Genomic DNA, 19,743 nt, shown 5'->3' with positions numbered 1-19,743 from the left:
CGACGCGGGGTGGAGCAGCTCGGTAGCTCGCTGGGCTCATAACCCAGAGGTCGCAGGTTCAAATCCTGTCCCCGCTACTGAAGGCGAAGGCCCGGATCCGATCACTCGGATCCGGGCCTTCGTGCTGCGCGCCCGGGGTGGCGGGGGAGAATCGATCCATGGACGCTACTCTCCAGTATCTTCTGGATCTGCTCGACCTGGAGCCGATAGAGCGGGACATATTCCGGGGCACCAGCCACGACTGGGTGGTGCCGCGGGTCTTCGGCGGTCAGGTCGCGGCACAGGCGCTCGTCGCCGCCTGCCGGACCGTGCCGGAGGAGCGACTCCCGCACTCCCTGCACTCCTACTTCCTGCGCCCGGGCGATCCCGGCGCGCCCATCGTCTACACGGTCGACCGGATCAGGGACGGCCAGTCGTTCGCGACCCGCCGGGTGGTCGCCGTCCAGCACGGGCAGGCGATCTTCCACCTCTCGGCCTCCTTCCAGCGGCATGAGGAGGGCCTCGACCACCAGGAGCCGATGCCGCCGGCGCCTGACCCCGAGACGCTGCCCGCCGCGGACGAGCTGCTGCCGCGCTACGCCGACCTCTTCTGGGACGCCGCCGTCGTCGACCTGCTGATCGAGGCGCGGCGCGCGGTCGACCTGCGGTACGTCACGGACCCGCCGTTCGCCACGGCCGGCCGGCCGCGCGAGCCGCGCTCCCAGGTGTGGTTCCGGATCAACGGCAAGCTGGACGGCGACCAGGACACCCCGGTGACGCACACCTGCCTCGGCACCTACGTCTCCGACATGACGCTGCTCGACTCGGTGCTGCTCGCCCACGGCAGGGGCGGCTGGATGGTCGGCGACATCGTCGGCGCCAGCCTCGACCACGCCATGTGGTTCCACCGGCCCTTCCGGGCCGACGAGTGGCTGCTCTACGACACGGACTCACCCACCTCCCAGGGCGGCCGCGGCCTGGCCCACGGCCGGATCTTCACCGCCGACGGGCGACTCGCGGTCACGGTGATGCAGGAGGGCCTGATGCGAGTCCCTCGGGCCGGGCAGGCCTGACCGACGACCCCAGCCCCCCACGGCTGCGCCCCGTTCCGAGCCTGCGGCCCGGGCCCCCGCGCCGGGCGGTGCACGCCGGCGCCTGCGGCGCCGTGCCGCCTTCCCGGGCCGGCGGCCCGGCTTCGCTGCGCGTGCGGGGCTTGGCGGCCCGGGCGGTTGGCCCTGCGGGCCTGGCCTTCCGGCCTGCGGCCGCGCTGCGTGTGCCGGCGGCTGCCGCGCCGGGCCAGGCCCGTTATCGGGCCAACGGCGCTGGGGCCGGGCCCTGCTGGCCTGCGGCCCCGGTCCCTGCGGGTGGGGGTGGGAGTGCGGCCAGCGGTGCTGGCCCTGCGGGCCTGTGGCTCCGTGCCCTGCTGCGCATGACGGCGGCTGTCGCGCCGGGCCAGGCCTGTTATCGGGCCGACGGCGCTGGGGCCGCGCCGGCCCTGCGGGCCTGCGGCCCGGTCCCCGAGCTGGGGCCTGTGGCCCCGGTCCCTGCGGGTGGGAGTCGGGGTGGGGGTGCGGCCAGCGGTGCTGGCCCTGCGGGCCTGTGGCTCCGTGCCCTGCTGCGCATGACGGCGGCTGTCGCGCCGGGCCAGGCCCGTTATCGGGCCAGCGGCCCCGCGTCCCGCTGCGCATGCCGGGCCCGGCGGCCCGGGCGGTTGGCCCTGCGGGCTCGCCCTTTGGGCCTGCGGCCGCGCTGTGCGTGCCGGCGGCTGTCGCGCTGGGGCATGCCCTGCATTGGGCTTGCGGCCTGGCCCCGCTACGTGAGCTGGGTCCGGCGGCCCGCGCCGCGTCCCTTTGGGCCTGGCGGCACAGGCGGTTGGCCACGTGGGCCTGGCCTTCCGGCCTGCGGCCGCGCTGCGTGTGCCGGCGGCTGCCGCGCCGGGCCAGGCCCGTTATCGGGCCAACGCCGCTGGGGCCGGGCCCTTCGGGCCAGCGGCCCGCGCCCTGCTTCGCATGCCGGGCCGGCAACCCGCGCAGCGTCCCCTGGGGCCTGGCGGCTCAGGTGGCTGCCGGCCTTGCGGGGGCCTGCGGCCCCGCTGCGCGTGCCGGCTCCGTGGCTGCGCCGGTGCCGGCGGGGCTCAGGCCGCTGGACGCGGGGGGTGCGGGACCGGCGCCGGCTGCGTGGCTGGCCCTGCGCCAGGCCCGTGGCCCCCCGAGGGGTCAGCCGTCGACCGGCATGCCACGCGCCGGCGCGTGCAACGTGCCGAGGAGGGTCAGGTTGTGGGCGGTCGGGGTGGACGGTGGGGCGTGGTAGATGACGAGTTGTTGGCCGGGGGCGGCGCGGATGTCGAAGGTCTGGTAGCTGAGTGACAGCGCGCCCACCTCGGGGTGGGTGAGCTCCTTCTCGCCCTCGCTCTTGCTGTGGACCACGTGCGTGCGCCACAGCGCGGCGAACTCGTCGCTGCCCGCCAGCAGCGTGTCCACCACCTCGCGCAGCCTGGGCAGGTCGGGGGCCTGGCCCGCGCCGTGGCGGAGGCTCGCCACGGTGGTCGCGGCGACCTCGGGCCAGCGGCGGTGGAAGGCGCGGGCGGCCGGGTCGAGGAAGGTCATCAGGGCCAGGTTGTCCACCCGCCGGAACGGCGAGAACAGGGCGCGGGCCAGCGCGTTGGCGGCGAGGAAGTCGAGCGCCGCGTCGAGGACGAAGGCCGGCGTGTGGGCGTAGCCGTCGAGCAGCTCCCGCAGCCGGGGCGAGACGCGTCGCCCGGCCCCGGCCCGGCCGGGCGGGCGGGGCGCGCCGGCCAGCCGGTGGAGGTGGTCGCGCGCGTCTGCGTCCAGGCGGAACGCCGTGGCGAGCGCGGTCAGCACCTGCGGTGAGGGGTGGCGCTCGCGGCCCTGTTCGAGGCGGGCGTAGTAGTCGCCGTTCACGCCGGCGAGCACGGCCACCTCCTCGCGCCGCAGCCCGGGGACCCGGCGGCGTCCGTAGGAGGGGAGCCCGACGTCGTCGGGGCTCAGGCGGGCGCGCCTGGCGCGGAGGAAGTCGCCGAGGGCGTTGTCGCTCATGCCCTCACGGTAGCCCCGGGCGACGGCGCCGTGCCTGGGTGTGCCGCGTCCAGGCACGGCCCTGCCTGGTCGTCGGGTCGCGTCCGGCTCAGGATCGACGCCATGAGCGAAAGAGAACCGCTGGCGGAGCGGGTGCGTGCGCTGGAGGACGATCGTGAGCTGCGGGCGCTGCTGATGCGGGGCTGGCGCGCCCTGGACGCCAGGGACTGGGACACCTGGATCGAGTGCTGGACGCCGGACGGCGTCCTGGAGTTCGGGCCGTGGCAGGAGGTCCGCGGGCGGGACGCGATCCGCGACACCGTGCGGGAGGCGGAGTCCGGCTACGCCGCCATGCAGCACCACATCCTCAACGCGGCGTTCGAGGTGCGCGGCGACCGGGCGAGCGGCATCGGCTACATGTGGTTCGTGGCCGTCCCCGAGCCGGGGATGCGGGCCACGCCGTACGCGATGGGCGGCCCGTACGACTGGGAGTTCGTCCGGACGGCGGCCGGCTGGCGGCTGGCCCGCCAGCGGCTCGGCGTCTGGTGGGAGACGGGGGAGGACCCGAAGGGCGCGTTCCGCCAGGACAGGGCCTAGCGGACGGGGTCGCCCTCCCAGGTCCGCGCCTGCCAGCCCTCGGCGGGGGAGCCGGTGAGGGCCACGACTCCCGTGTTGCTCAGCTTGTGGGCGGCGGCGAAGGGGACGTCGATGTTCGCCGCCCGGGCGGCCACCCACATCCGGATGGCGGCGCCGTGGCTGACCAGTGCCGCGGTCTCCACCCCGGAGCGCGCGACCTCGTCGACGACGGCGTCGAAGCGCCCCAGCGCCTCCACGCCGCTCTCGCCGCCCGGCATCCGGAGCGCGGTGTTCCCGGCCGACCAGGCGAAGGCGGTGTTCTCGTACGCCTCGATGGACTCGTCGTCGCCCCGCATCTCCAGGTCGCCGGCGGACAGCTCCCGGATGCCGTCCCGCACCACGACCGGCAGTCCGGTGCTGGCGGCCAGCGGTGCCGCGGTGAGCTGGGTGCGGACCAGGGTGGACGCGTAGAGCGCGCCGATCCGCTCGGCCGCGAGGGTCTCGGGGAGGGCCGCGGCCTGCTGCTGCCCCAGGGGGGTCAGCGCCGGGCCCGGCTCCGCGGTGTCGAGGAGGTGCTTGAGGTTCGAGGGGGTCTGGCCGTGGCGTATCAGCAGCAAGCGCATGGGAAAGGGGGGTCTCCTGAGTTCGGTCGTGGACCTCCCACTGTGCCACCCCCCGGTCGGGGCTCAGACGGGGGAGAGCCCGGCCGCGTCCAGCAGGTAGGCGACGAGCGGCTCGTAGTAGCGCGGGCTGACGACGTAGTCGTCGAGCGGGACGCACACGGTGAGGGTGCCCTCGGCCTCGCCGAGGAAGAGCGCGGGGTCGTTGCTGTCGGCGTAGCCGATGGTGTCGATGCCGCGCTCCGCGGCGCAGCCGGCCCAGCCGTGGTCGGCGATCACCAGGTCGGGCAGCGGCTCGCCCTCCTGCGGGAGGGCGTCCAGGATCTCGGCCATCGGCCGTGGGGAGTGGGTGTGCCAGAGCGAGGCGCCGCGCTCGTAGACGGCGACGGCGGCGAACTGGGTGATCCGGCCCTCGTCGGCGGTGATGCCGAGCGGCACCCGGACGAGCTCGCAGCCGGCGGCGGCGAGCGCGGCGGCGGTGCGGGCGTGCACGTCGAGCAGGCCGCCGGGGTGGCCGGTGGCCACCAGCACCCGCTGCCGGTCGGCGACGGCCTTGCGCAGCAGCGTCGCGGACCGGTCAAGGGCGTCCACGGTGAGCTCGGGGTCTATGGTGTCCTGGCCCTGCCGGTGCTGCGGGTCCCCGTCCACGCCGCAGCGTTCGGCCATCACGGCCAGCACGTCCTGCTCGTCGGACCACCGGTCGCCGAGTTCGAGGCCGAGCCAGAAGTAGCGGTTGCCGTTGGCCAACTCCCGGTAGTGGGAGAGGTTGTTCTCCCTGGGGGTGGCGACCTCGCCCGCGATCCGGGTCTGTATGAGATGTTCGATCAGTTCCGAACGGGAGGGGGCGGCGGAGGTCGGCATACGGCCAGTATCGCCCGCCGGGTGAACTTCCGGTGGCCGCGTCGCCGACCTGTGATCTCGACGTGCGGGTCCGTCGTTCGATGTAGGCCGGGCGCCGATGATCATCCCGTCGGTCGAGGCGGGAGCGGGGGGTCGGGACCTAACGTCGAAGGTGGCGGTGATCGGGCGTTCGGAAGGGGCGCGGGGCGATGGGTTCGGGCAAGGCGCGGATGGTCGAGGGGGGTGTGCTGCTGGTGGGCGGCGGCCTCCTCAGGTTCCTGGGTGGCGACCTGGAGCTCGGCTGGTTCGAGGGGGCTCCGCTCGGCCTGGCGCTGATGGTGATAGGCGGCCTGCAACTGGTGGAGGGCGGCTGGCGGTTGCGGCGCGCGCGGGAGTCAGCCTGAGGTGCGTGGGCCGCGCTGGGCGGCGAGCAGGCCGGCGGCCACCAGGGCGGTCAGCAGCAGCCCGGTGAGGAGCACCGGCGCGGGGGCGAGGGTGGCGGCGAGCACCAGCAGCGCCGTGCCGGGGAAGAGGGCGCTGTGCCCGGCGGTCACCTGGTGGGGCCTGATGTGCAGCAGCCAGAGCGTGAGGAGGAAGAGGGCCACGGGGAGGGTGACCGCGGCGGCGGCCGTCTCCCGGCCGATGGCGGTGTGGTGCGCGACCTGGTCGACGTTGATCGCGAGGCCGGCGCCGACGGCGGCCGCCGAGCCGAAGATCAGGTAGTGGCCGTAGCCCCAGACGAAGGCGACGCGTTGCGAGACCAGGAGCTGCGCGGCGGGCTTCGCGAAGTAGAGCCACCACATGGCGAAGACGGTCAGCAGTCCGCCGGCCGCGACCGCGTAGAGGTGCCCGGTGGCCTGGTGCGCGTCCACGGCCGAGCGCACGGCGGTGGTGGCGCCCAGCACCGACTCGCCGAGCACGATCAGGGTGAACAGGCCGTATCGCTCGGCGATGTGGTCCGGATGGAAGGGGGTACGGCGGCTGCGCTCCGCCCACACCGGCACGGCGAGGTCGCAGGCGGCGAAGGCGGCGAACAGCGGCAGTTGCAGATGGGGTGGTACCAACAGCCAGCAGAGCCAGCCGGCTTGGACGACGGCGAGTCCGAGGGCGTAGCGGTGGGCGGTGGTTCGCCCCTCGGGGTGCGAGCGGGCGGCGCGCAGCCAGAGGCTGATCAGGGCCACGCGCATCACCGTGTAGCCGAGGGTGATGATCAGGAAGTCGTGCTGCTCGAACGCCTGGGTGACGCCGGCGGCGAGGACCAGCGCGCCGGTGATCACCCCGAAGGTCGCGATCCGGTAGGGCACGTCGTCGGTGTCGTAGGCCGAGGCGAACCAGGTGAAGTTCATCCAGGCCCACCAGATCGCGAAGAAGACGGCCAGATAGCCGGGAAGGGCCCGCGCGGTCAGGTCGTCGGCGACGTAGTGGTGCAGCTCGCCGGAGATCTGGGCCACGGCGGCCACGAAGCAGAGGTCGAAGAACAGCTCGAGCGGGGTGGCCGGCCGATGCTCCTCCGCGGGATCGCGGGCGACCATGGGCCGGTGCAGGGGCGCGCTGCTCATGGGGACATACTGGGGCAATCCTCGCTTTCGTGGGGCGTGCTCGGGGTGGGGCGGCGCGTGCCGAAGGCCGTCGCCAGCTCGTCGAGCAGGGCCGCCGCGGCCGGGTGCGGGTTCCGGAGCCGGGTGACGGCGTAGATCCCGCGCGTCGGGGGATCCACCAGCCGCACGGTGGTGACGTCGGCCCGCAGCGCGCCCGTCAGCACGCCGGGGATCAGGGCGATGGCGTGCCCGGTCGCGACCAGGGCCGTCTTGCCCGGCAGGTCGGCCGCGGTGAGGTCGATGCGGGCGGTGGTTCCGGCGCGGGCGGCGTGCTGGCGCAGCAGGGCAGCCGAGCCTTCGTTGTCCTCGACCCAGGTCTCGTCGGCCAGCTCCTCGACGCGCACCGGCCCGTGCCCGGCCAGCGGATGGTCGGTGGGCAGCACGACGACCATCTCGTCGAGCCCGAGAAACCGCCGTGCGACGCGCGGGTCGTCCGGCAGCCCGGGCGGCGCGTCGGTGACCACGGCGACGTCGAGGTCGCCGGCGGTCACCCGGTCGTGCAGCCGCGCGCTCAGCCCGGGCAGCAGGCTCCACCGGAGGTCGCCGGCCCCGTCGAGCAGGCGGCGGATCGCCGCGGGCACCACCCCGGCGGCCAGCGACGGCGTCGCGCCGACGGCCAGCGGGCGGCCCGGCGCCCCGTCACCCGCCTCCCGGGCGGCCCGCACGGCGCGGTCCGCCTCGTTGAGCGCCACCAGCGCGTGGTGCCGGAACGCCTCGCCGGCCGGCGTCGGCCGCACGCCACGCGCCCCCCGCACCACGAGCTCCACCCCGAGCTGGCGCTCCAACCCCGCGATCTGCCGGGACACCCCCGACTGCGTGTAGCCGAGCTCGGCGGCCGCCGCCGACAGCGACCCCAGCCGGCACACCGTCACGAACGTCCGCCACGCCGTCAACTCCATGCCGCCGAGTATCGCAGCAGGTATGCGTGGCACGCATGGTTGCCCTGTCGGATCTGCGCTTGTCGCAGCCCTTGCGGGCCCGCAGGCTGGGGCGCATGACCGCACCGCACACCATCGCCGTCCTCGGCCTCGGCCGGATGGGCGCCGCGATCGCCACCCGGCTGGCCGGCCACGACCGGGACGTCCTCGGCTGGACGCGCTCCGGGCGCCCCGCCGGCACGCTCCGGACCTTCGGCGACCCGAACGAGGCCGTGGCCGGGGCCGACGTCGTCCTCCTGGCGCTCTTCGACGGCCCGGCCTGCCGGCAGGTCCTCGACCGGGTCCGCGGCTCGCTGCGCCCGGGCGCGATCGTGCTGAACACCAGCACCGTCGCCCCCGCCGAGGCGGCCGGCCTGGCCCGGGAGTTCGGCCCTTCCTACGTCCACGCGCCCGTGCTCGGCTCCACGCCGGCCGCCGCCACCGGCGCCCTGCGGATCCTCGCCGCCGGCGAAACGGCGGCGCTCGATCTGGTCGGGCCGGACCTGGAGACGCTCGGCACCGTGCGGCGGGTCGACGACGCCGCGACCGCCGCCGCGCTCAAGCTGATCGCCAACTGCGGCCTCGCCGGCACCGTCCTCGCGCTGCGTGAGGCGCTGCGGCAGTCCGACGCCCTGGGCCTGCCCCGCGCCCAGGCGCTCGACGTCCTCGAACTCGGCCCGCTCGGCCGGCTCGTCGCCCGCAAGCGCGCCTTCCTCGCCGGCGGGCCGGTCGACGCCACGGCGGAGTTCACCGTCGGCGCACTCGCCAAGGACCTGGCGCTGCTGGCCGCCGCCACGAACACCCCGCTGCCCTGCGCGGCCGAGCTGGCCGACACCCCCGCAGGACCCGAGGCCGACATCGCCGTCGCCGCCACCGTCCCCGCCGTGGCCGACGACGTGCTGGCGCCGCTCACCGCCTACGTCCGCGGCCACGCCACCGGCGATCCCGCCCACTTCGGCGACGCGTTCCTGCCCACCGCCCACATCGAGGGCGTCAGGGACGGCGCTTTCGTCTCCTGGAACCTCGACGAGTACCGCGCACTCTTCCCCGGCCGACCGGCCCCGGACGAGGCGACCCGCTCCCGCCGCGTCGACGCCGTCCACGTCCATGGCACCGTCGCCACCGCGACCATGACGCTCCGGCACGGTGCCGACACCTTCACCGACGTCTTCCTGCTGGTCGACGCGGGCGAGGCGGGCTGGCGGATCGCGAACAAGGCGTATCACCGGCACCCCTGACGCCGCGCAGCACGGCCGCGCCCGCCAGCTGGCAGGCGGCGATGGCGAGGAGCAGCGCGGCCGGGGAGACGTCGGCGGCCAGGCCGGCGAGCAGGGTGCCGCAGGAGGCGGCCGTGATCTTGAGCCCTGCGGCCACGGTGAAGACCTGGGCGCGGGCGGCCGGCGGCGCGTGGTCGGCACGGATCCGCAGCGTGGCGGTGAGCAGCGGCCCGTCGCAGAGCCCGGCGAGCGCGAAGCACGGGAGCGCCGTCGGGTAGGAGGGGGCGAGCGCCGCGCCGCCCAGCGCGAGGCCGAGGCCGAGCAGGGCGAGGCCGGCCAGCGCCGGCGGGGCGAGGCGTGGCGCACGCCGGGCGAGGAGCAGCGAGCTGGCGAGGGCACCGAGGGCGAACGCGGTCATCAGCGCGCCGCCGCCCGCGGGACGGCCGTGCTCGGCGGCCAGCAGCACGGCGGTGGTGGTCACGCCACCGATGCCGAGGAACGCGACGGTGGTCGCGGCGGTGATCGCGCGCAGCTCCGGCACCCGCCAGAGCGCGACGGCCCCGGCGGCCCAGGGCGCGGGCTCCTTGGCCTTTGGCGCGGCCTCGGCCCCGATCGGCAGGGTGGGCGCGAGGGCTGCGGCCAGCGCGGCCGGGGCCACCAGCAGGCCGGCCGCCAGGCCGGGGGAGAGGGCGGTGGCGGCCAGCCCGACCGCGCCCGGGCCGGCCACCGAGGCGGCGTTGTAGCTGCCGGCGTCGAGCGCGTAGGCGCGGTCCCGGGCGGCCCCCGGCGGGGCGAGGCCGGCCAGCAGGCTGGACATGCCGCCGGTCACGATCGGGCCGCAGCAGCCACCCGCCAGCGCGACGGCCAGGGTCACCGGCGCCGGCACCCGTCCGAGCGTGAGCGCGACCCCGGCGACGGCGGCGGCGAAGCAGCCGAGCGCGGCCGCGTACAGCGGGCGTGGGCGGCGGGCGCGCGCCAGCAGGGTGCCGGTCACCGGGGCGGCGAGCACGTGCGGGGCGAGCCAGGCGGCCAGCGTGAACGCGCCCAGCGCCGGGCTCTCGGTACGGGCCTGGGCGAGCAGCAGCACCGCCAACGGCAGCCCCTCGTCGGCCAGCCGGGCGAGGAACGCGACGAGCAGGCAGCGACGCACCGACCCCTCCTCGGTGTAACGTATTGGTGGCACAACACATTACAGGCGGGTCGGCGAGGGGTGCGATGGTCGAGAAGGCGACAGGGAGCGGATTCCGGCCCGCCGCGCGGTTGGTCGACGTGGTGAACGCGGTGCGCGCCGACCCCGGCATCTCCCGGGCCGCGCTCGCCGAACTGCTGGCCCATCACGGCGAGGAGCCGGCCGACCTGACCGAGGGGGCCTTCTCGGCGGACGACGCCGCCGGGCTGCGCGCCGCCGCCGGCCGGCTGGCCGCCGTCCTGACCGAGACCGACGCCGACCGCGCGGCGCCCGCGCTGAACGCGCTCCTCGCCGAGTGCGGCGCCCGTCCCCGGCTCGCCCGCCACGGCACAGGACCCTGGCACCTGCACGTCGACCGGGGCGACGACGCGAGCTGGGCCGACTGGTTCACGGCCTCAAGCGCCCTGGCGCTGGCCCAGATCCTCACCGAGTACGGCCGCGCCCCCTGGGGCGAGTGCGCGGCGGCCGGCTGTGCCCGCCTCTACCTCGGCACCGGCCCCGGCGCCGCCCGCCGCTTCTGCTCCCCGGCCTGCGCCAACCGCACCCGCGTCGCCGAACACCGGCGCCGCCGGCGGCGGGCCTGACGGCTCGTTACCATGCCGTCAGGAGGTGGCCGATGACCCGTGTGGTGATCGACGTGGACGGCGAGGCGTTGGCGGACGCCAGTCGCTGGCTGGGAACGCAGACCGCGCACGACACGGTGAATGCGGCTCTGCGTGAGGTCGCCCTGCGTGGGCGGCGGGCGGCGGCGATCGACCGAATGAGACAGCTGGTGGCGAGCGGAGAGATCGACTTCTCCCTCATCGAACCGTAGGGGCACGGCAGATCAGGGCCGGGGCTTGGCGACTACCGAACCGAGCGTCAGCGGGGACGACTGGTCGATGACCAGACGGTGTTGGATCACGCGGTGGCCTCGGAGCGGTTGGCGAAGGCGTCCTCGATCTTGCGCTGCATGCGTTCGTCGTCTTCGGCGGTGACGTGGACGCCGAAGTGCTCCACGAGGTAGGCGTGCACCTTCTCGGCGCGGTCCTCGCGGTCCTCGCGGACCTGAGGGGTGGGCGTTGACTCGGCGAACTCCTGGAGCAGCGCACTGATCGAGACGCCCCGCGCTTCGGCGAGCAGCGCCAGCCGGTCGCGGACGTGGGTAGGGACGTGGATCGTGACGTCGGGCATGAGTGGAGTATGCGCGACGTACGCACGCCTCATGGCAGCGTCAACACCCGTGGCCCGTCGTTCGTGATGGCCACCGTGTGCTCGAAGTGGGCCGCGCGGCTGCCGTCGTTGCTGCGGAGGGTCCAGCCGTCTGGGGCTGTGTGCCAGTCGTCCCGGCCGCCGGTGATCAGCATCGGTTCCAGGGCCAGCACCAGGCCGTGCCGCAGCTTGAAACCCCGGCCCGGGCGGCCCTCGTTGGGGACCGAGGGATCCTCGTGCATCTGGCGGCCGATGCCGTGGCCGCCGTAGCCCTCCATGATCCCGTAGCCGGCGGCCCGGCTGACCCGACCGATGGCGTGGGCGATATCGCCGAGCCGGCCGCCGACCACGGCGGCCGCGATCCCGGCTTCGAGGGCCTCGCGCGTCGTGTCGAGCAGCCGCTGGTCGTCCGCGCTGGCCTCGCCGATGGTGAAGCTGACGGCCGAGTCGCTGGCCCAACCGTCCAGGTAGGCGCCGCAGTCCACGCTCAGCAGGTCGCCGTCGCGCAGCCGGTAGCCGTCCGGGATGCCGTGCACGATCGCGTCGTTCACGGAGGCGCAGATGACGCCCGGGTAGGGGGTCGGCGCGAAGTGCGGGTGGTAGTCGAGGAAGGCCGGCTTGGCGCCGGCCTCGCGGATCACCGCGTGCGCGACCTCGTCGAGCTCGCGCAGCGCCACGCCGGGCGCCGCCGCCTCCCGCACGGCCGCCAGCGCCCGCGCCGTGACCCGCCCCGACTCGCGCATCAGCGCCAGCGCCTCGTCCGTCTTGATCTCCACCATGGTGATGCTCCTCCCGGACCCAATTCTTATACCGGTATTAGTATCACGGACATGGTACGTACTCCACTCACCCCCGAAGAGCGCGAGCGGGGCCGGTTCCTCGGCACCCTGCTGCGCGACGCACGCGGCGCACGCAGCATGGCCGAGGTCGCGGCGGTGGCCGGGGTCTCCGCCGAGACCCTGCGCAAGATCGAGACCGGCCGCGCGCCTACCCCGGCGTTCTTCACGATCGCCGCCCTGGCCGGCGCGCTCGGCCTGTCACTCGACGAGGTGGCCGCGGCCTGCGCCCTGGACGAGAGGACGGTGGCCGCGGCCTGACCCGGTTCACGGCGTCATTTCCGCCAGAACAGGTGGTGCGTCACGCCGCTCGGGCTGGGCACGACGTCGAGGTGGAAGCGGTCGCGCAGCTCGTCCGGGGACTCCCAGAGCCGCACCCCGGAGCCGAGCGTCACCGGCGAGACCGCGACGTGCAGCGTGTCGACGAGGTCGGCGTCCAGGAACTCCCGCACGGTGGTCGCCCCGCCGCCGAGCCGGACGTCCCTCCCCTCCGCCGCCTCCCGCGCTTGTTCGAGGACGGCGGCCGGGTCGCCGTCGACGAAGTGGAACGTGGTGTCGGAGAGGGTGAACGAGGGACGCGGGTGGTGGGTCATGACGAACACCGGCGTGTGGAACGGCGGCTCGTCACCCCACCAGCCCAGCCACTCGTGGTCCTGCCAGGGGCCACGCTGCGGCCCGAACTTGTTGCGCCCCATGATCTCGGCGCCGATGTTGTGCGAGAAGTCCCGCGTGAAGTAGTCGTCCAGGCCCCGGCTCCCGCCGGGGTCCGTGCGGTTGGGCCAGCTCGCGGTGGCGCCGGCCCAGGCCATCAGCTCCCTGGGGTCGGCATGGCCGAACGGCCGCTCCAGGCTCTGCCCCTCACCGGCACCGAATCCGTCACTCGAGACGGTGAAGTTCTGCACTCGCAGCAGTTGGCTCACCGGGTTCCTCCTTCGTGGTCCATGTCTGGTGGACCACCGGAACCGGCGAAACTCATCGCCGCTGAGCCGGGAGGGTTACTTCACGGTGCGGATGAACGCGGCCCAGGCGGGGGTGGGGAAGAGGAGCGTGGGCCCGTCGTGGCGGCACTTGGTGTCGCGGACGGGGTGGATGCCCGGGAGATTGTCGGCTACCTCGACGCAGGCACCGCCGTCGCCGTTGCTGTAGGACGAGGTGCGCCAGGCGGCGATGCTCAGGTCGGGTGCCGTGGTCATGGGGTCCAGAGGTCCTTTGCCAGGGATTCGATCAGTGCCAGGGACGTCTCGGGCGGTAGGGCGATGGCCCTGAGGTGATCGTATGCCTTGAAGTATCGGGCTACTAGCGCCGGTTCCTCGATCAGTTGACCCGAGTACGCGCCCTCGGTGTACGTCACCGAGGGCGAGTCGGCGAACGTCATCAGAATGACGGTGTTGTACAGCAGAGGATGGGGTCCTGCGGAGAAGGGCAGGACTTGCAGCATCACCCGGTGGTGGTCGCGTCCCAGGGCCGCCAGCCGGTCCAGCTGGGCCCGCATCAGTTCAGGTCCGTCCATCGGCAGGCGAAGCGCGGCCTCGTGCACGATGAACCACAACTCGGGCGCAGTTGGATCGTTGAGAATCCGCTGCCGCTCCGTTCTCGCGGTGACACGCTTCTCGACCTCTTCCTGAGGGGCGAAGGGGTGCGAGGAGCGCGTCAACGTCCGGGCGTATTCCTCGGTCTGGAGCAGGCCAGGGATGTGCATCCCGGTGAACTCGCAGAAAGTCTCTGCGTGCTTTTCCAACTCGGCCGCTGTGGCGAAGTAATCCGGATGCTTCTCCGCCTCGTGCGCCAGCTTGCAGAGCCGCTGGAGGTGTTCGCCGGTGCCGAAGATGTCGTCGAAGAGCTTGGACATGTCCAGCTGGGGGCGCCGCTCCGCCGTTTCGAACTGGCCGATGTAGGTGCCGGAGCAGAAGGCGCGCTCGCCGAGGGCGTCCTGGGAGAGGTCGGCGTCCTCGCGGAGGCGGCGTAGTTCGGCGCCGTAGAAGGTGCGGGGGGACAGGTAGGGGTTCAGATCCTTCGGGCGAACCATTGGCCAACGCTCCTTTGCCGCAGGCGACTTGCGGGGTTGCAACCCCTTCCGGAGTCTAATCGCGGATGGTCACGCTATGGGCGCGGAACGTAATTCCCGTAGGAAAGGCGACCCCCCATGAAGCAACGACTCCCCGCCGAGGCCATCGAGGTCTCCGCCGAGGCCGTACAGGAGCTGAGCGACGCGCTCGCCGGTGTCGGCATCGTCCTGCCGTCGCTCGCCGTCGATCTGGTCTCGTGTACCTCGGTCTTCCACACCCGGCCGCTCGTGGAGCTGGGCCGCTGCGATGTCGACACGGCGCGGCGGCTCGCCGCCGTGGTGCGGGCCGGTCAGGCCCGTGCTTGAGCCGGGGTTGTGGTGTGAGCGGGTCGTCCGGCGGGGCGACGAGGTCGGCGTCCAGGCGCGGCGCGCCGCGCGGCCGATCCAGGCGTTGATCTGGATGCGGGTCGAGGTGCGCACGGTGCTGTCGCTGCTGGACGCCGACGAGTCGGAGCGGGTGTTCCGGTGGCTGTCGTACGGGCAGTGGGAGGCGATCTACCGGCTGCGGGCCGGTGGGTCCTGCCGACTGCCCGTACGGACCCGTACCGGGGTGCGGGTCGCCTGGGAGATCAGGCCGGTGCTCTTCCTGCCCACGGCAGGCCGATGCACCGAGGCCGAGTCCGCGGCGGAGTTGGCTGCCGCCGTCCGGGAGGCTGAGGTTACGGCGCGAGCCGCCGGAACAGCATCAGCCACTGCGGCGGGCTGACCACGCCCACCGGCGCGGAGTCCGGCACGCCGGCCGCGCGCAGCGCGTCACGGACCCGGGACGCCCGGCGGTGCCGGGCGAGCGTGGCGCGCAGCGAGCCGCCGACGCCCGTGAAGCCCTCGGCGACCAGTGCCCGGTACTCCGGCAGCCGGTGCTTCGGCAGCAGCGGCTCGGGGCGACGGCGGATCCGCAGCACCGCGGAGTCGGTGCGCGGCACCGGCGTGAAGTGCTCACGGCGGATCCGTGGCCCGAGCTCCCAGGCGTGCTCGGGCCAGCTGGTGACCGTCAGCAGCGGCCAGGTGCCGAAGTCGCCGGTGCGGCGCCTGGCGAACTCCAGCTGGGTCACCAGCGTCGCCGACGTCAGCGCCCGCGCGTCGAGACACCAGCGGACGATGTCCGTGGTGCGCGAGTACGGGATGTTGCCGACCACCGCGAACGGCGTGCGCGGCGCGGTGGCGCGCAGGAAGTCGCCGGCGACGACCCGTACGTTCCCCGCCGGGGCGAGGCGGGACGGCAGCCGGCGGGACAGCGCCGGGTCGATCTCGTAGGCGATGACCCGACCGGCCGAACCGGCGAGCAGTCGGGTCAGGGTGCCCTCGCCGGCGCCCGGCTCCAGCACGGTCTCGTCCGGCCGCAGCGCGGCGGTGCGCACGATCATGCCCAGCACGCCGGGTTCGTGCAGGAAGTTCTGCGAGAGGTTCTTGCGCTGATGAATGCGTTCGCGTGCCATGGCGGCTCACGTCCTCGTGTGTGAGGACAGACCGAGGCGGCGGATGGGAACGCGGAAGGGTGCCGGCGGCCTGTCCGGTGGTCAGAGACACACGGACGGCCCTGGCAGGCATGGGAGAGCTGGTTACAACGGGACGCTCAGGCGCCGGGCAGGTCCCCCAGGACCAGGGCCGGACGCCGCGCACGAGGACGGGTGTACATGAACACGGCCCGCGCGGCGGCGCACAGACCGTGGATGTTGGTCGCTCCCATGGCGGTGACCGTACGCACACGCGTCGATGCCCCGCAACCGAATTACCACTCCGCTGATCGTCGGTTCATAGTGTTGCAGTGGGATGAAATCAGCAGGTCCCGACGTTGGGCTTCCCTGGGATACGAGGACGAGGGAGAGACGGCGTGCCACGTGGTGCTGGATGGATACGGCGGCTGACCGCCTACTGCTGGCGTTACCGCCGCAACCTGTTGCTCTCCGTCGGCGCCTCGCTGCTCGGCATGGCCGTGATGGCCCTGATGCCGCTGATCGTCAAGAACGTCATCGACGACGTCGTGGTCGGCGGCGAGGGTGGGCTCGGCGGACAGATCGCGCTGCTGATCGGCGCCGCCGTCGTCGTCTACGTCCTCACCTTCGTCCGCCGCTACTACGGCGGCCGGCTCGGCATCGACGTGCAGCACGACCTGCGCACCGAGATCTTCCGCACCATCACCCGGCTCGACGGCCGCCGCCAGGACCAGCTCTCCACCGGGCAGGTCGTCGGCCGCGCCACCAGCGACCTCCAGCTCATCCAGGGCCTGCTCTTCATGCTGCCGATGACCATCGGCAACCTGATGCTCTTCGCCGTCTCGCTGGTCGTGATGGTCACCCTCTCCCCGCCGCTCACCCTCGTCGCGCTCGCCGTCGGGCCCGCCCTCTGGTTCATCACCGTCCGCAGCCGGGACCGGCTCTTCCCCGCCACCTGGTACGCCCAGCAGCGGGCCGCCGAGGTGGCCGGCGTGGTGGACGGCGCCGTCGCCGGCGTCCGCGTCGTCAAGGGCTTCGGGCAGGAGGAGCAGGAGACCGGCAAGCTGCGCGCCGTCAGCCGCCGGCTCTTCGCCGCCCGGATGCGCACCGTCCGGCTGAACGCCCGCTACACCCCGGCGCTCCAGGCCGTGCCCGCGCTCGGCCAGGTCGCGATGCTGGCGTTCGGCGGCTGGATGGCGACCCGCGGCGACATCACGCTCGGCACCTTCGTCGCCTTCTCCACCTACCTCGCCCAACTCGTCGGCCCGGTCCGGATGTTCACCATGATCCTGACCATGGGGCAGCAGGCCAGGGCCGGCGTCGAGCGGGTGATCGAGCTCATCGACACCACCCCGGAGATCACCGAGGCGCCCGACGCCCACGCGCTGCCGGCCGACGCGCCCGCCACCGTCGAGTTCGACCGGGTCTCCTTCGGCTACGGCCAGGACCGCACCGTGCTGCGCGACCTCAGCCTGCGCATCGAGCCGGGCGAGACGCTGGCCGTCGTCGGCCCGTCGGGCAGCGGCAAGTCCACCGTCTCGCTGCTGCTGCCCCGCTTCTACGACCCCGACGAGGGCGCCGTCCTGATCGGCGGCGAGGACGTCCGCCACCTCACCTACGACTCGCTGCGCGCCGCCATCGGCCTGGTCCCCGAGGACAGCTTCCTGTTCTCCGACACCATCCGCGCCAACCTCGCCTACGGCCACCCCGACGCCGACGACCGGCGGATCAGGGCCGCGGCCCGCGCCGCCCAGGCCGAGGAGTTCATCCTGGCGATGCCGGACGGCTACGACACCCGGATCGGCGAGCAGGGCCTGACCCTCTCCGGCGGCCAGCGGCAGCGGATCGCGCTGGCCCGCGCCATCCTCACCGACCCCAGGCTGCTGATCCTGGACGACGCCACGTCCGCCGTGGACGCCCGCGTCGAGCATGAGATCCACGGCGCGCTGCGGTCCGTGATGGCCGGCCGCACCACGCTGCTCATCGCGCACCGCCAGTCCACCCTCCAGCTCGCCGACCGCATCGCCGTGCTGGACGGCGGCTGGCTGGTCGACACCGGCACCCACGAGGAGCTGGTCGAGCGCTGCGAGCTCTACCGGCAGCTGCTCGCCGACCCGGGCGAGCTCGGCGGCGTGGAGCGCGACCCGGCCGGGGTCGACGCGGAGCCGGCGGGCGACCCTTGGCCGGACACCACGGAGGCGGAGGACGACGACGCGGCCGGCACCCCGGAGCTGCGCGCCCAGGTCGCCGCCCTGCCGCCCGCCACCGACACCCCCGACATCGAGGAGGCGCGCGCCGCCCGCGCCGAGACCGAGTACGGCCTGCGCCGGCTGCTCGCCGGCCTCGGCAGGCCGCTGCTGCTCGCCCTGCTCCTGGTGGTCGTCGATGCCGTGGCCTCGCTGCTGGTGCCCATCCTGATCAGGCACGGCATCGACTCGGGCGTGGAGCGGGCCGCGCTCGGCGCCGTCTGGACGGCCTCCGGCATCGCGCTCGTCGTGGTGCTCGGCCAGTGGGTCGCCCAGTACGGCGCCCTGCGCGCCGTCGGCCGCACCGGCGAACGCGCCCTCTACTCGCTGCGCGTCAAGATCTTCGCCCAGCTCCAGCGGCTCGGACTCGACTACTACGAGCGCGAGCAGGCCGGCCGGGTCATGACCCGGATGACGACGGATGTCGACGCACTGACGACCTTCCTCCAGACCGGCCTCACCCAGGCGCTGGTCTCCGTGCTCACCTTCTTCGGCATCATGGGCGTGCTGCTCGCCATCGACCTCCAGCTGGCCCTGATCGTGCTGGCCACGCTGGTGCCGCTGATCGCCGGCACCGTGGTGTTCAGGCGGCGCAGCGTCCGCGCCTACGAGCTGGCGCGCGAGCGGGTCAGCGGCGTCAACGCCGACCTCCAGGAGTCCGTCGCCGGGCTGCGCATCGTCCAGGCGTTCCGCCGCGAGCGGGACGGCCACGAGCGCTTCGCCGACCGCTCCGACGGCTACCGGCAGGCGCGGGTGCAGGGCCAGTGGCTGATCTCCGTCTACTTCCCCTTCGTGCAGCTCCTCGCCACCCTGGCCACCGCCGGCGTGCTGGTGGTGGGCGCCGGGCGGGTCGGCGACGGCACCCTGACGGCCGGCGCGCTGGTCGCCTACCTCCTCTACATCGAGCTCTTCTTCGCCCCCGTCCAGCAGCTCTCCCAGGTCTTCGACGGCTACCAGCAGGCCGTGGTCTCGCTGGGCCGGATCCAGGAGCTGCTGCGCGAGCGCACCTCCACGCCGGCCCCCGAGCGGCCGGTCGGCGTCGAGTCGCTCAGCGGTGAGCTGGAGTTCGACGGCGTCCGGTTCGCCTACCAGGGCGCCGAGGAGGAGGCCCTCTCCGGCGTCGACCTGCGGATTCCGGCCGGGCAGACCGTCGCCTTCGTGGGTGAGACCGGCGCCGGCAAGTCCACCCTGGTCAAGCTGGTGGCGCGCTACCACGACCCGGTCGGGGGCGCGGTGCGGGTGGACGGCACCGACCTGCGCGAACTCGACCTGGCCGGCTACCGGCACCGGCTCGGCGTGGTGCCGCAGGAGCCGTACCTCTTCCCAGGACCGCTGCGGGACGCCATCGCCTACGGCCGGCCGGACGCCACCGACGCCGAGGTGGAGGCGGCGGCCAGGGCGGTCGGCGCGCACGCCATGATCGCCGCGCTCCCCGGCGGCTACCGGCACCGGGTCGCCGAGCGCGGCCGCAACCTCTCGGCCGGCCAGCGGCAGCTGGTCGCGCTGGCCCGCGCCGAGCTGGTGCGTCCTGACATCCTGCTGCTCGACGAGGCCACCGCGGCGCTCGATCTCGCCACGGAGGGCCTGGTCAACCAGGCCACGGACCGCCTCGCCGGCAGCCGCACCACCCTGGTGGTGGCCCACCGGCTGAGCACCGCGGCCCGTGCGGACCGGGTGGTCGTCCTCGACCACGGCCGGGTGGTGGAGGACGGCCCGCACGCCGAACTCGTCGCCGCCGGCGGCCACTACGCGCGCCTCTGGGCCAGCTACACGGGGGCCAAGTCGCCTGCCAAGCCGCCTGCCGGCGCGGCCAACAGGTGACCGGCGGGCCGTTGGTCACTGCGGCGCCGTCGTGGCTGGTCGCGCAGTTCCCCGCGCCCCTTCGGGGCGCCACCGTCCGGCTGGGCCGCCGACGGGTCAGCACCAGCTGTGGGGCGGCGCCGGGCGCCGGGCCGCCTGCCGGCGTGGTCAACAGGTGACCGGCGGGCTTTTGGTCACTGC

Annotated in this window: 22 protein-coding genes and 1 tRNA gene; 11 read left to right on the top strand and 12 right to left on the bottom strand. The window is 74.1% G+C overall.

Annotated features, from left to right (window positions below):
• Positions 1 to 3: 3 nt before the first annotated feature.
• Together ACYVPE_RS15525 and ACYVPE_RS15520 are read left to right on the top strand one after the other, a co-directional pair.
• A tRNA-Met gene (locus ACYVPE_RS15525) sits at positions 4 to 77 on the top strand.
• Between the two features lie 81 nt (positions 78 to 158).
• The gene (locus tag ACYVPE_RS15520) at positions 159 to 1,052 is read left to right on the top strand and encodes an acyl-CoA thioesterase (RefSeq protein WP_461034164.1); all 894 of its coding nucleotides are present in this window, start codon (positions 159 to 161) and stop codon (positions 1,050 to 1,052) included.
• A gap of 1,143 nt (positions 1,053 to 2,195) precedes the next feature.
• Here ACYVPE_RS15520 and ACYVPE_RS15515 read toward each other — a convergent pair.
• Positions 2,196 to 3,035: a helix-turn-helix transcriptional regulator gene (locus ACYVPE_RS15515; RefSeq protein ID WP_461034163.1), complete on the bottom strand. Its 840-nt coding sequence runs from the start codon at positions 3,033 to 3,035 to the stop codon at positions 2,196 to 2,198.
• 102 nt (positions 3,036 to 3,137) lie between these two features.
• On the opposite strand from ACYVPE_RS15515, the gene ACYVPE_RS15510 reads away from it, so the two are divergent.
• Complete coding sequence (locus tag ACYVPE_RS15510) at positions 3,138 to 3,611, top strand: nuclear transport factor 2 family protein (RefSeq protein WP_461034162.1); 474 nt, start codon at positions 3,138 to 3,140, stop codon at positions 3,609 to 3,611.
• On the opposite strand, the gene ACYVPE_RS15505 is transcribed toward ACYVPE_RS15510, so the two are convergent.
• Positions 3,608 to 4,213 carry a histidine phosphatase family protein gene (locus ACYVPE_RS15505; protein ID WP_461034161.1) on the bottom strand — a complete coding sequence of 202 codons (606 nt, stop codon included), beginning with the start codon at positions 4,211 to 4,213 and terminating at the stop codon, positions 3,608 to 3,610. The two genes, ACYVPE_RS15510 and ACYVPE_RS15505, sit on opposite strands and share 4 nt — an antisense overlap.
• A gap of 63 nt (positions 4,214 to 4,276) precedes the next feature.
• Positions 4,277 to 5,071, bottom strand: a complete 795-nt coding sequence (locus ACYVPE_RS15500) for a phosphatase (protein WP_461034160.1) — start codon at positions 5,069 to 5,071, stop codon at positions 4,277 to 4,279.
• Between the two features lie 188 nt (positions 5,072 to 5,259).
• Between ACYVPE_RS15500 and ACYVPE_RS15495 the strand changes: the two genes are divergently transcribed.
• Positions 5,260 to 5,454, top strand: coding sequence for a hypothetical protein (locus ACYVPE_RS15495; protein WP_461034159.1), 195 nt, complete (start codon positions 5,260 to 5,262; stop codon positions 5,452 to 5,454).
• On the opposite strand, the gene ACYVPE_RS15490 is transcribed toward ACYVPE_RS15495, so the two are convergent.
• Positions 5,446 to 6,609, bottom strand: a complete 1,164-nt coding sequence (locus ACYVPE_RS15490) for a low temperature requirement protein A (protein WP_461034158.1) — start codon at positions 6,607 to 6,609, stop codon at positions 5,446 to 5,448. The two genes, ACYVPE_RS15495 and ACYVPE_RS15490, sit on opposite strands and share 9 nt — an antisense overlap.
• Positions 6,606 to 7,547 carry a LysR family transcriptional regulator gene (locus tag ACYVPE_RS15485; protein ID WP_461034157.1) on the bottom strand — a complete coding sequence of 314 codons (942 nt, stop codon included), beginning with the start codon at positions 7,545 to 7,547 and terminating at the stop codon, positions 6,606 to 6,608. The genes ACYVPE_RS15490 and ACYVPE_RS15485 overlap by 4 nt, the downstream gene beginning before the upstream one ends.
• Positions 7,548 to 7,582: 35 nt before the next feature.
• Between ACYVPE_RS15485 and ACYVPE_RS15480 the strand changes: the two genes are divergently transcribed.
• Entirely contained in the window at positions 7,583 to 8,803 is a 1,221-nt protein-coding gene (locus ACYVPE_RS15480; RefSeq protein ID WP_461034197.1) for a nuclear transport factor 2 family protein, read from the top strand.
• Here ACYVPE_RS15480 and ACYVPE_RS15475 read toward each other — a convergent pair.
• Entirely contained in the window at positions 8,724 to 9,932 is a 1,209-nt protein-coding gene (locus tag ACYVPE_RS15475; protein WP_461034156.1) for an MFS transporter, read from the bottom strand. The two genes, ACYVPE_RS15480 and ACYVPE_RS15475, sit on opposite strands and share 80 nt — an antisense overlap.
• 65 nt (positions 9,933 to 9,997) lie before the next feature.
• Between ACYVPE_RS15475 and ACYVPE_RS15470 the strand changes: the two genes are divergently transcribed.
• Together ACYVPE_RS15470 and ACYVPE_RS15465 are read left to right on the top strand one after the other, a co-directional pair.
• Positions 9,998 to 10,555: a CGNR zinc finger domain-containing protein gene (locus tag ACYVPE_RS15470; RefSeq protein ID WP_461034155.1), complete on the top strand. Its 558-nt coding sequence runs from the start codon at positions 9,998 to 10,000 to the stop codon at positions 10,553 to 10,555.
• A 32-nt stretch (positions 10,556 to 10,587) separates the two neighbouring features.
• Complete coding sequence (locus ACYVPE_RS15465) at positions 10,588 to 10,785, top strand: type II toxin-antitoxin system VapB family antitoxin (protein WP_461034154.1); 198 nt, start codon at positions 10,588 to 10,590, stop codon at positions 10,783 to 10,785.
• An 86-nt stretch (positions 10,786 to 10,871) separates the two neighbouring features.
• On the opposite strand, the gene ACYVPE_RS15460 is transcribed toward ACYVPE_RS15465, so the two are convergent.
• Together ACYVPE_RS15460 and map are read right to left on the bottom strand one after the other, a co-directional pair.
• Entirely contained in the window at positions 10,872 to 11,144 is a 273-nt protein-coding gene (locus ACYVPE_RS15460) for a hypothetical protein (protein WP_461034153.1), read from the bottom strand.
• Positions 11,145 to 11,173: 29 nt separating this feature from the next.
• Positions 11,174 to 11,941 carry a type I methionyl aminopeptidase gene (map, locus tag ACYVPE_RS15455; protein WP_461034152.1) on the bottom strand — a complete coding sequence of 256 codons (768 nt, stop codon included), beginning with the start codon at positions 11,939 to 11,941 and terminating at the stop codon, positions 11,174 to 11,176.
• A 51-nt stretch (positions 11,942 to 11,992) separates the two neighbouring features.
• Between map and ACYVPE_RS15450 the strand changes: the two genes are divergently transcribed.
• Positions 11,993 to 12,259, top strand: a complete 267-nt coding sequence (locus tag ACYVPE_RS15450) for a helix-turn-helix domain-containing protein (protein ID WP_461034151.1) — start codon at positions 11,993 to 11,995, stop codon at positions 12,257 to 12,259.
• A 14-nt stretch (positions 12,260 to 12,273) separates the two neighbouring features.
• On the opposite strand, the gene ACYVPE_RS15445 is transcribed toward ACYVPE_RS15450, so the two are convergent.
• From ACYVPE_RS15445 to ACYVPE_RS15435, 3 genes are all read right to left on the bottom strand, one after another.
• Positions 12,274 to 12,918 (bottom strand): dihydrofolate reductase family protein, encoded by a 645-nt coding sequence (locus tag ACYVPE_RS15445; protein ID WP_461034150.1) that lies wholly within the window; start codon positions 12,916 to 12,918, stop codon positions 12,274 to 12,276.
• Between the two features lie 75 nt (positions 12,919 to 12,993).
• Positions 12,994 to 13,191, bottom strand: coding sequence for a DUF397 domain-containing protein (locus tag ACYVPE_RS15440; RefSeq protein ID WP_461034149.1), 198 nt, complete (start codon positions 13,189 to 13,191; stop codon positions 12,994 to 12,996).
• Complete coding sequence (locus tag ACYVPE_RS15435; protein WP_461034148.1) at positions 13,188 to 14,024, bottom strand: helix-turn-helix domain-containing protein; 837 nt, start codon at positions 14,022 to 14,024, stop codon at positions 13,188 to 13,190. The genes ACYVPE_RS15440 and ACYVPE_RS15435 overlap by 4 nt, the downstream gene beginning before the upstream one ends.
• Positions 14,025 to 14,141: 117 nt before the next feature.
• On the opposite strand from ACYVPE_RS15435, the gene ACYVPE_RS15430 reads away from it, so the two are divergent.
• Both ACYVPE_RS15430 and ACYVPE_RS15425 read left to right on the top strand, forming a co-directional pair.
• Positions 14,142 to 14,369: a hypothetical protein gene (locus ACYVPE_RS15430; RefSeq protein WP_461034147.1), complete on the top strand. Its 228-nt coding sequence runs from the start codon at positions 14,142 to 14,144 to the stop codon at positions 14,367 to 14,369.
• Positions 14,362 to 14,769, top strand: coding sequence for a hypothetical protein (locus ACYVPE_RS15425; RefSeq protein WP_461034146.1), 408 nt, complete (start codon positions 14,362 to 14,364; stop codon positions 14,767 to 14,769). The genes ACYVPE_RS15430 and ACYVPE_RS15425 overlap by 8 nt, the downstream gene beginning before the upstream one ends.
• Here the strand turns inward: ACYVPE_RS15425 and erm are convergent.
• Positions 14,723 to 15,499, bottom strand: coding sequence for an ErmE/ErmH/ErmO/ErmR family 23S rRNA (adenine(2058)-N(6))-methyltransferase (gene erm / locus ACYVPE_RS15420; RefSeq protein ID WP_461034145.1), 777 nt, complete (start codon positions 15,497 to 15,499; stop codon positions 14,723 to 14,725). The genes ACYVPE_RS15425 and erm overlap by 47 nt on opposite strands.
• A gap of 395 nt (positions 15,500 to 15,894) precedes the next feature.
• On the opposite strand from erm, the gene ACYVPE_RS15415 reads away from it, so the two are divergent.
• Positions 15,895 to 19,563: an ABC transporter ATP-binding protein gene (locus ACYVPE_RS15415; RefSeq protein WP_461034144.1), complete on the top strand. Its 3,669-nt coding sequence runs from the start codon at positions 15,895 to 15,897 to the stop codon at positions 19,561 to 19,563.
• The last annotated feature ends 180 nt before the right edge of the window (positions 19,564 to 19,743 follow it).

It is taken from the genome of Streptomyces mayteni (genome assembly GCF_054783955.1).
Note: the sequence above shows the minus strand (reverse complement) of the source record. Positions and strands in the feature narration are given on the sequence as shown.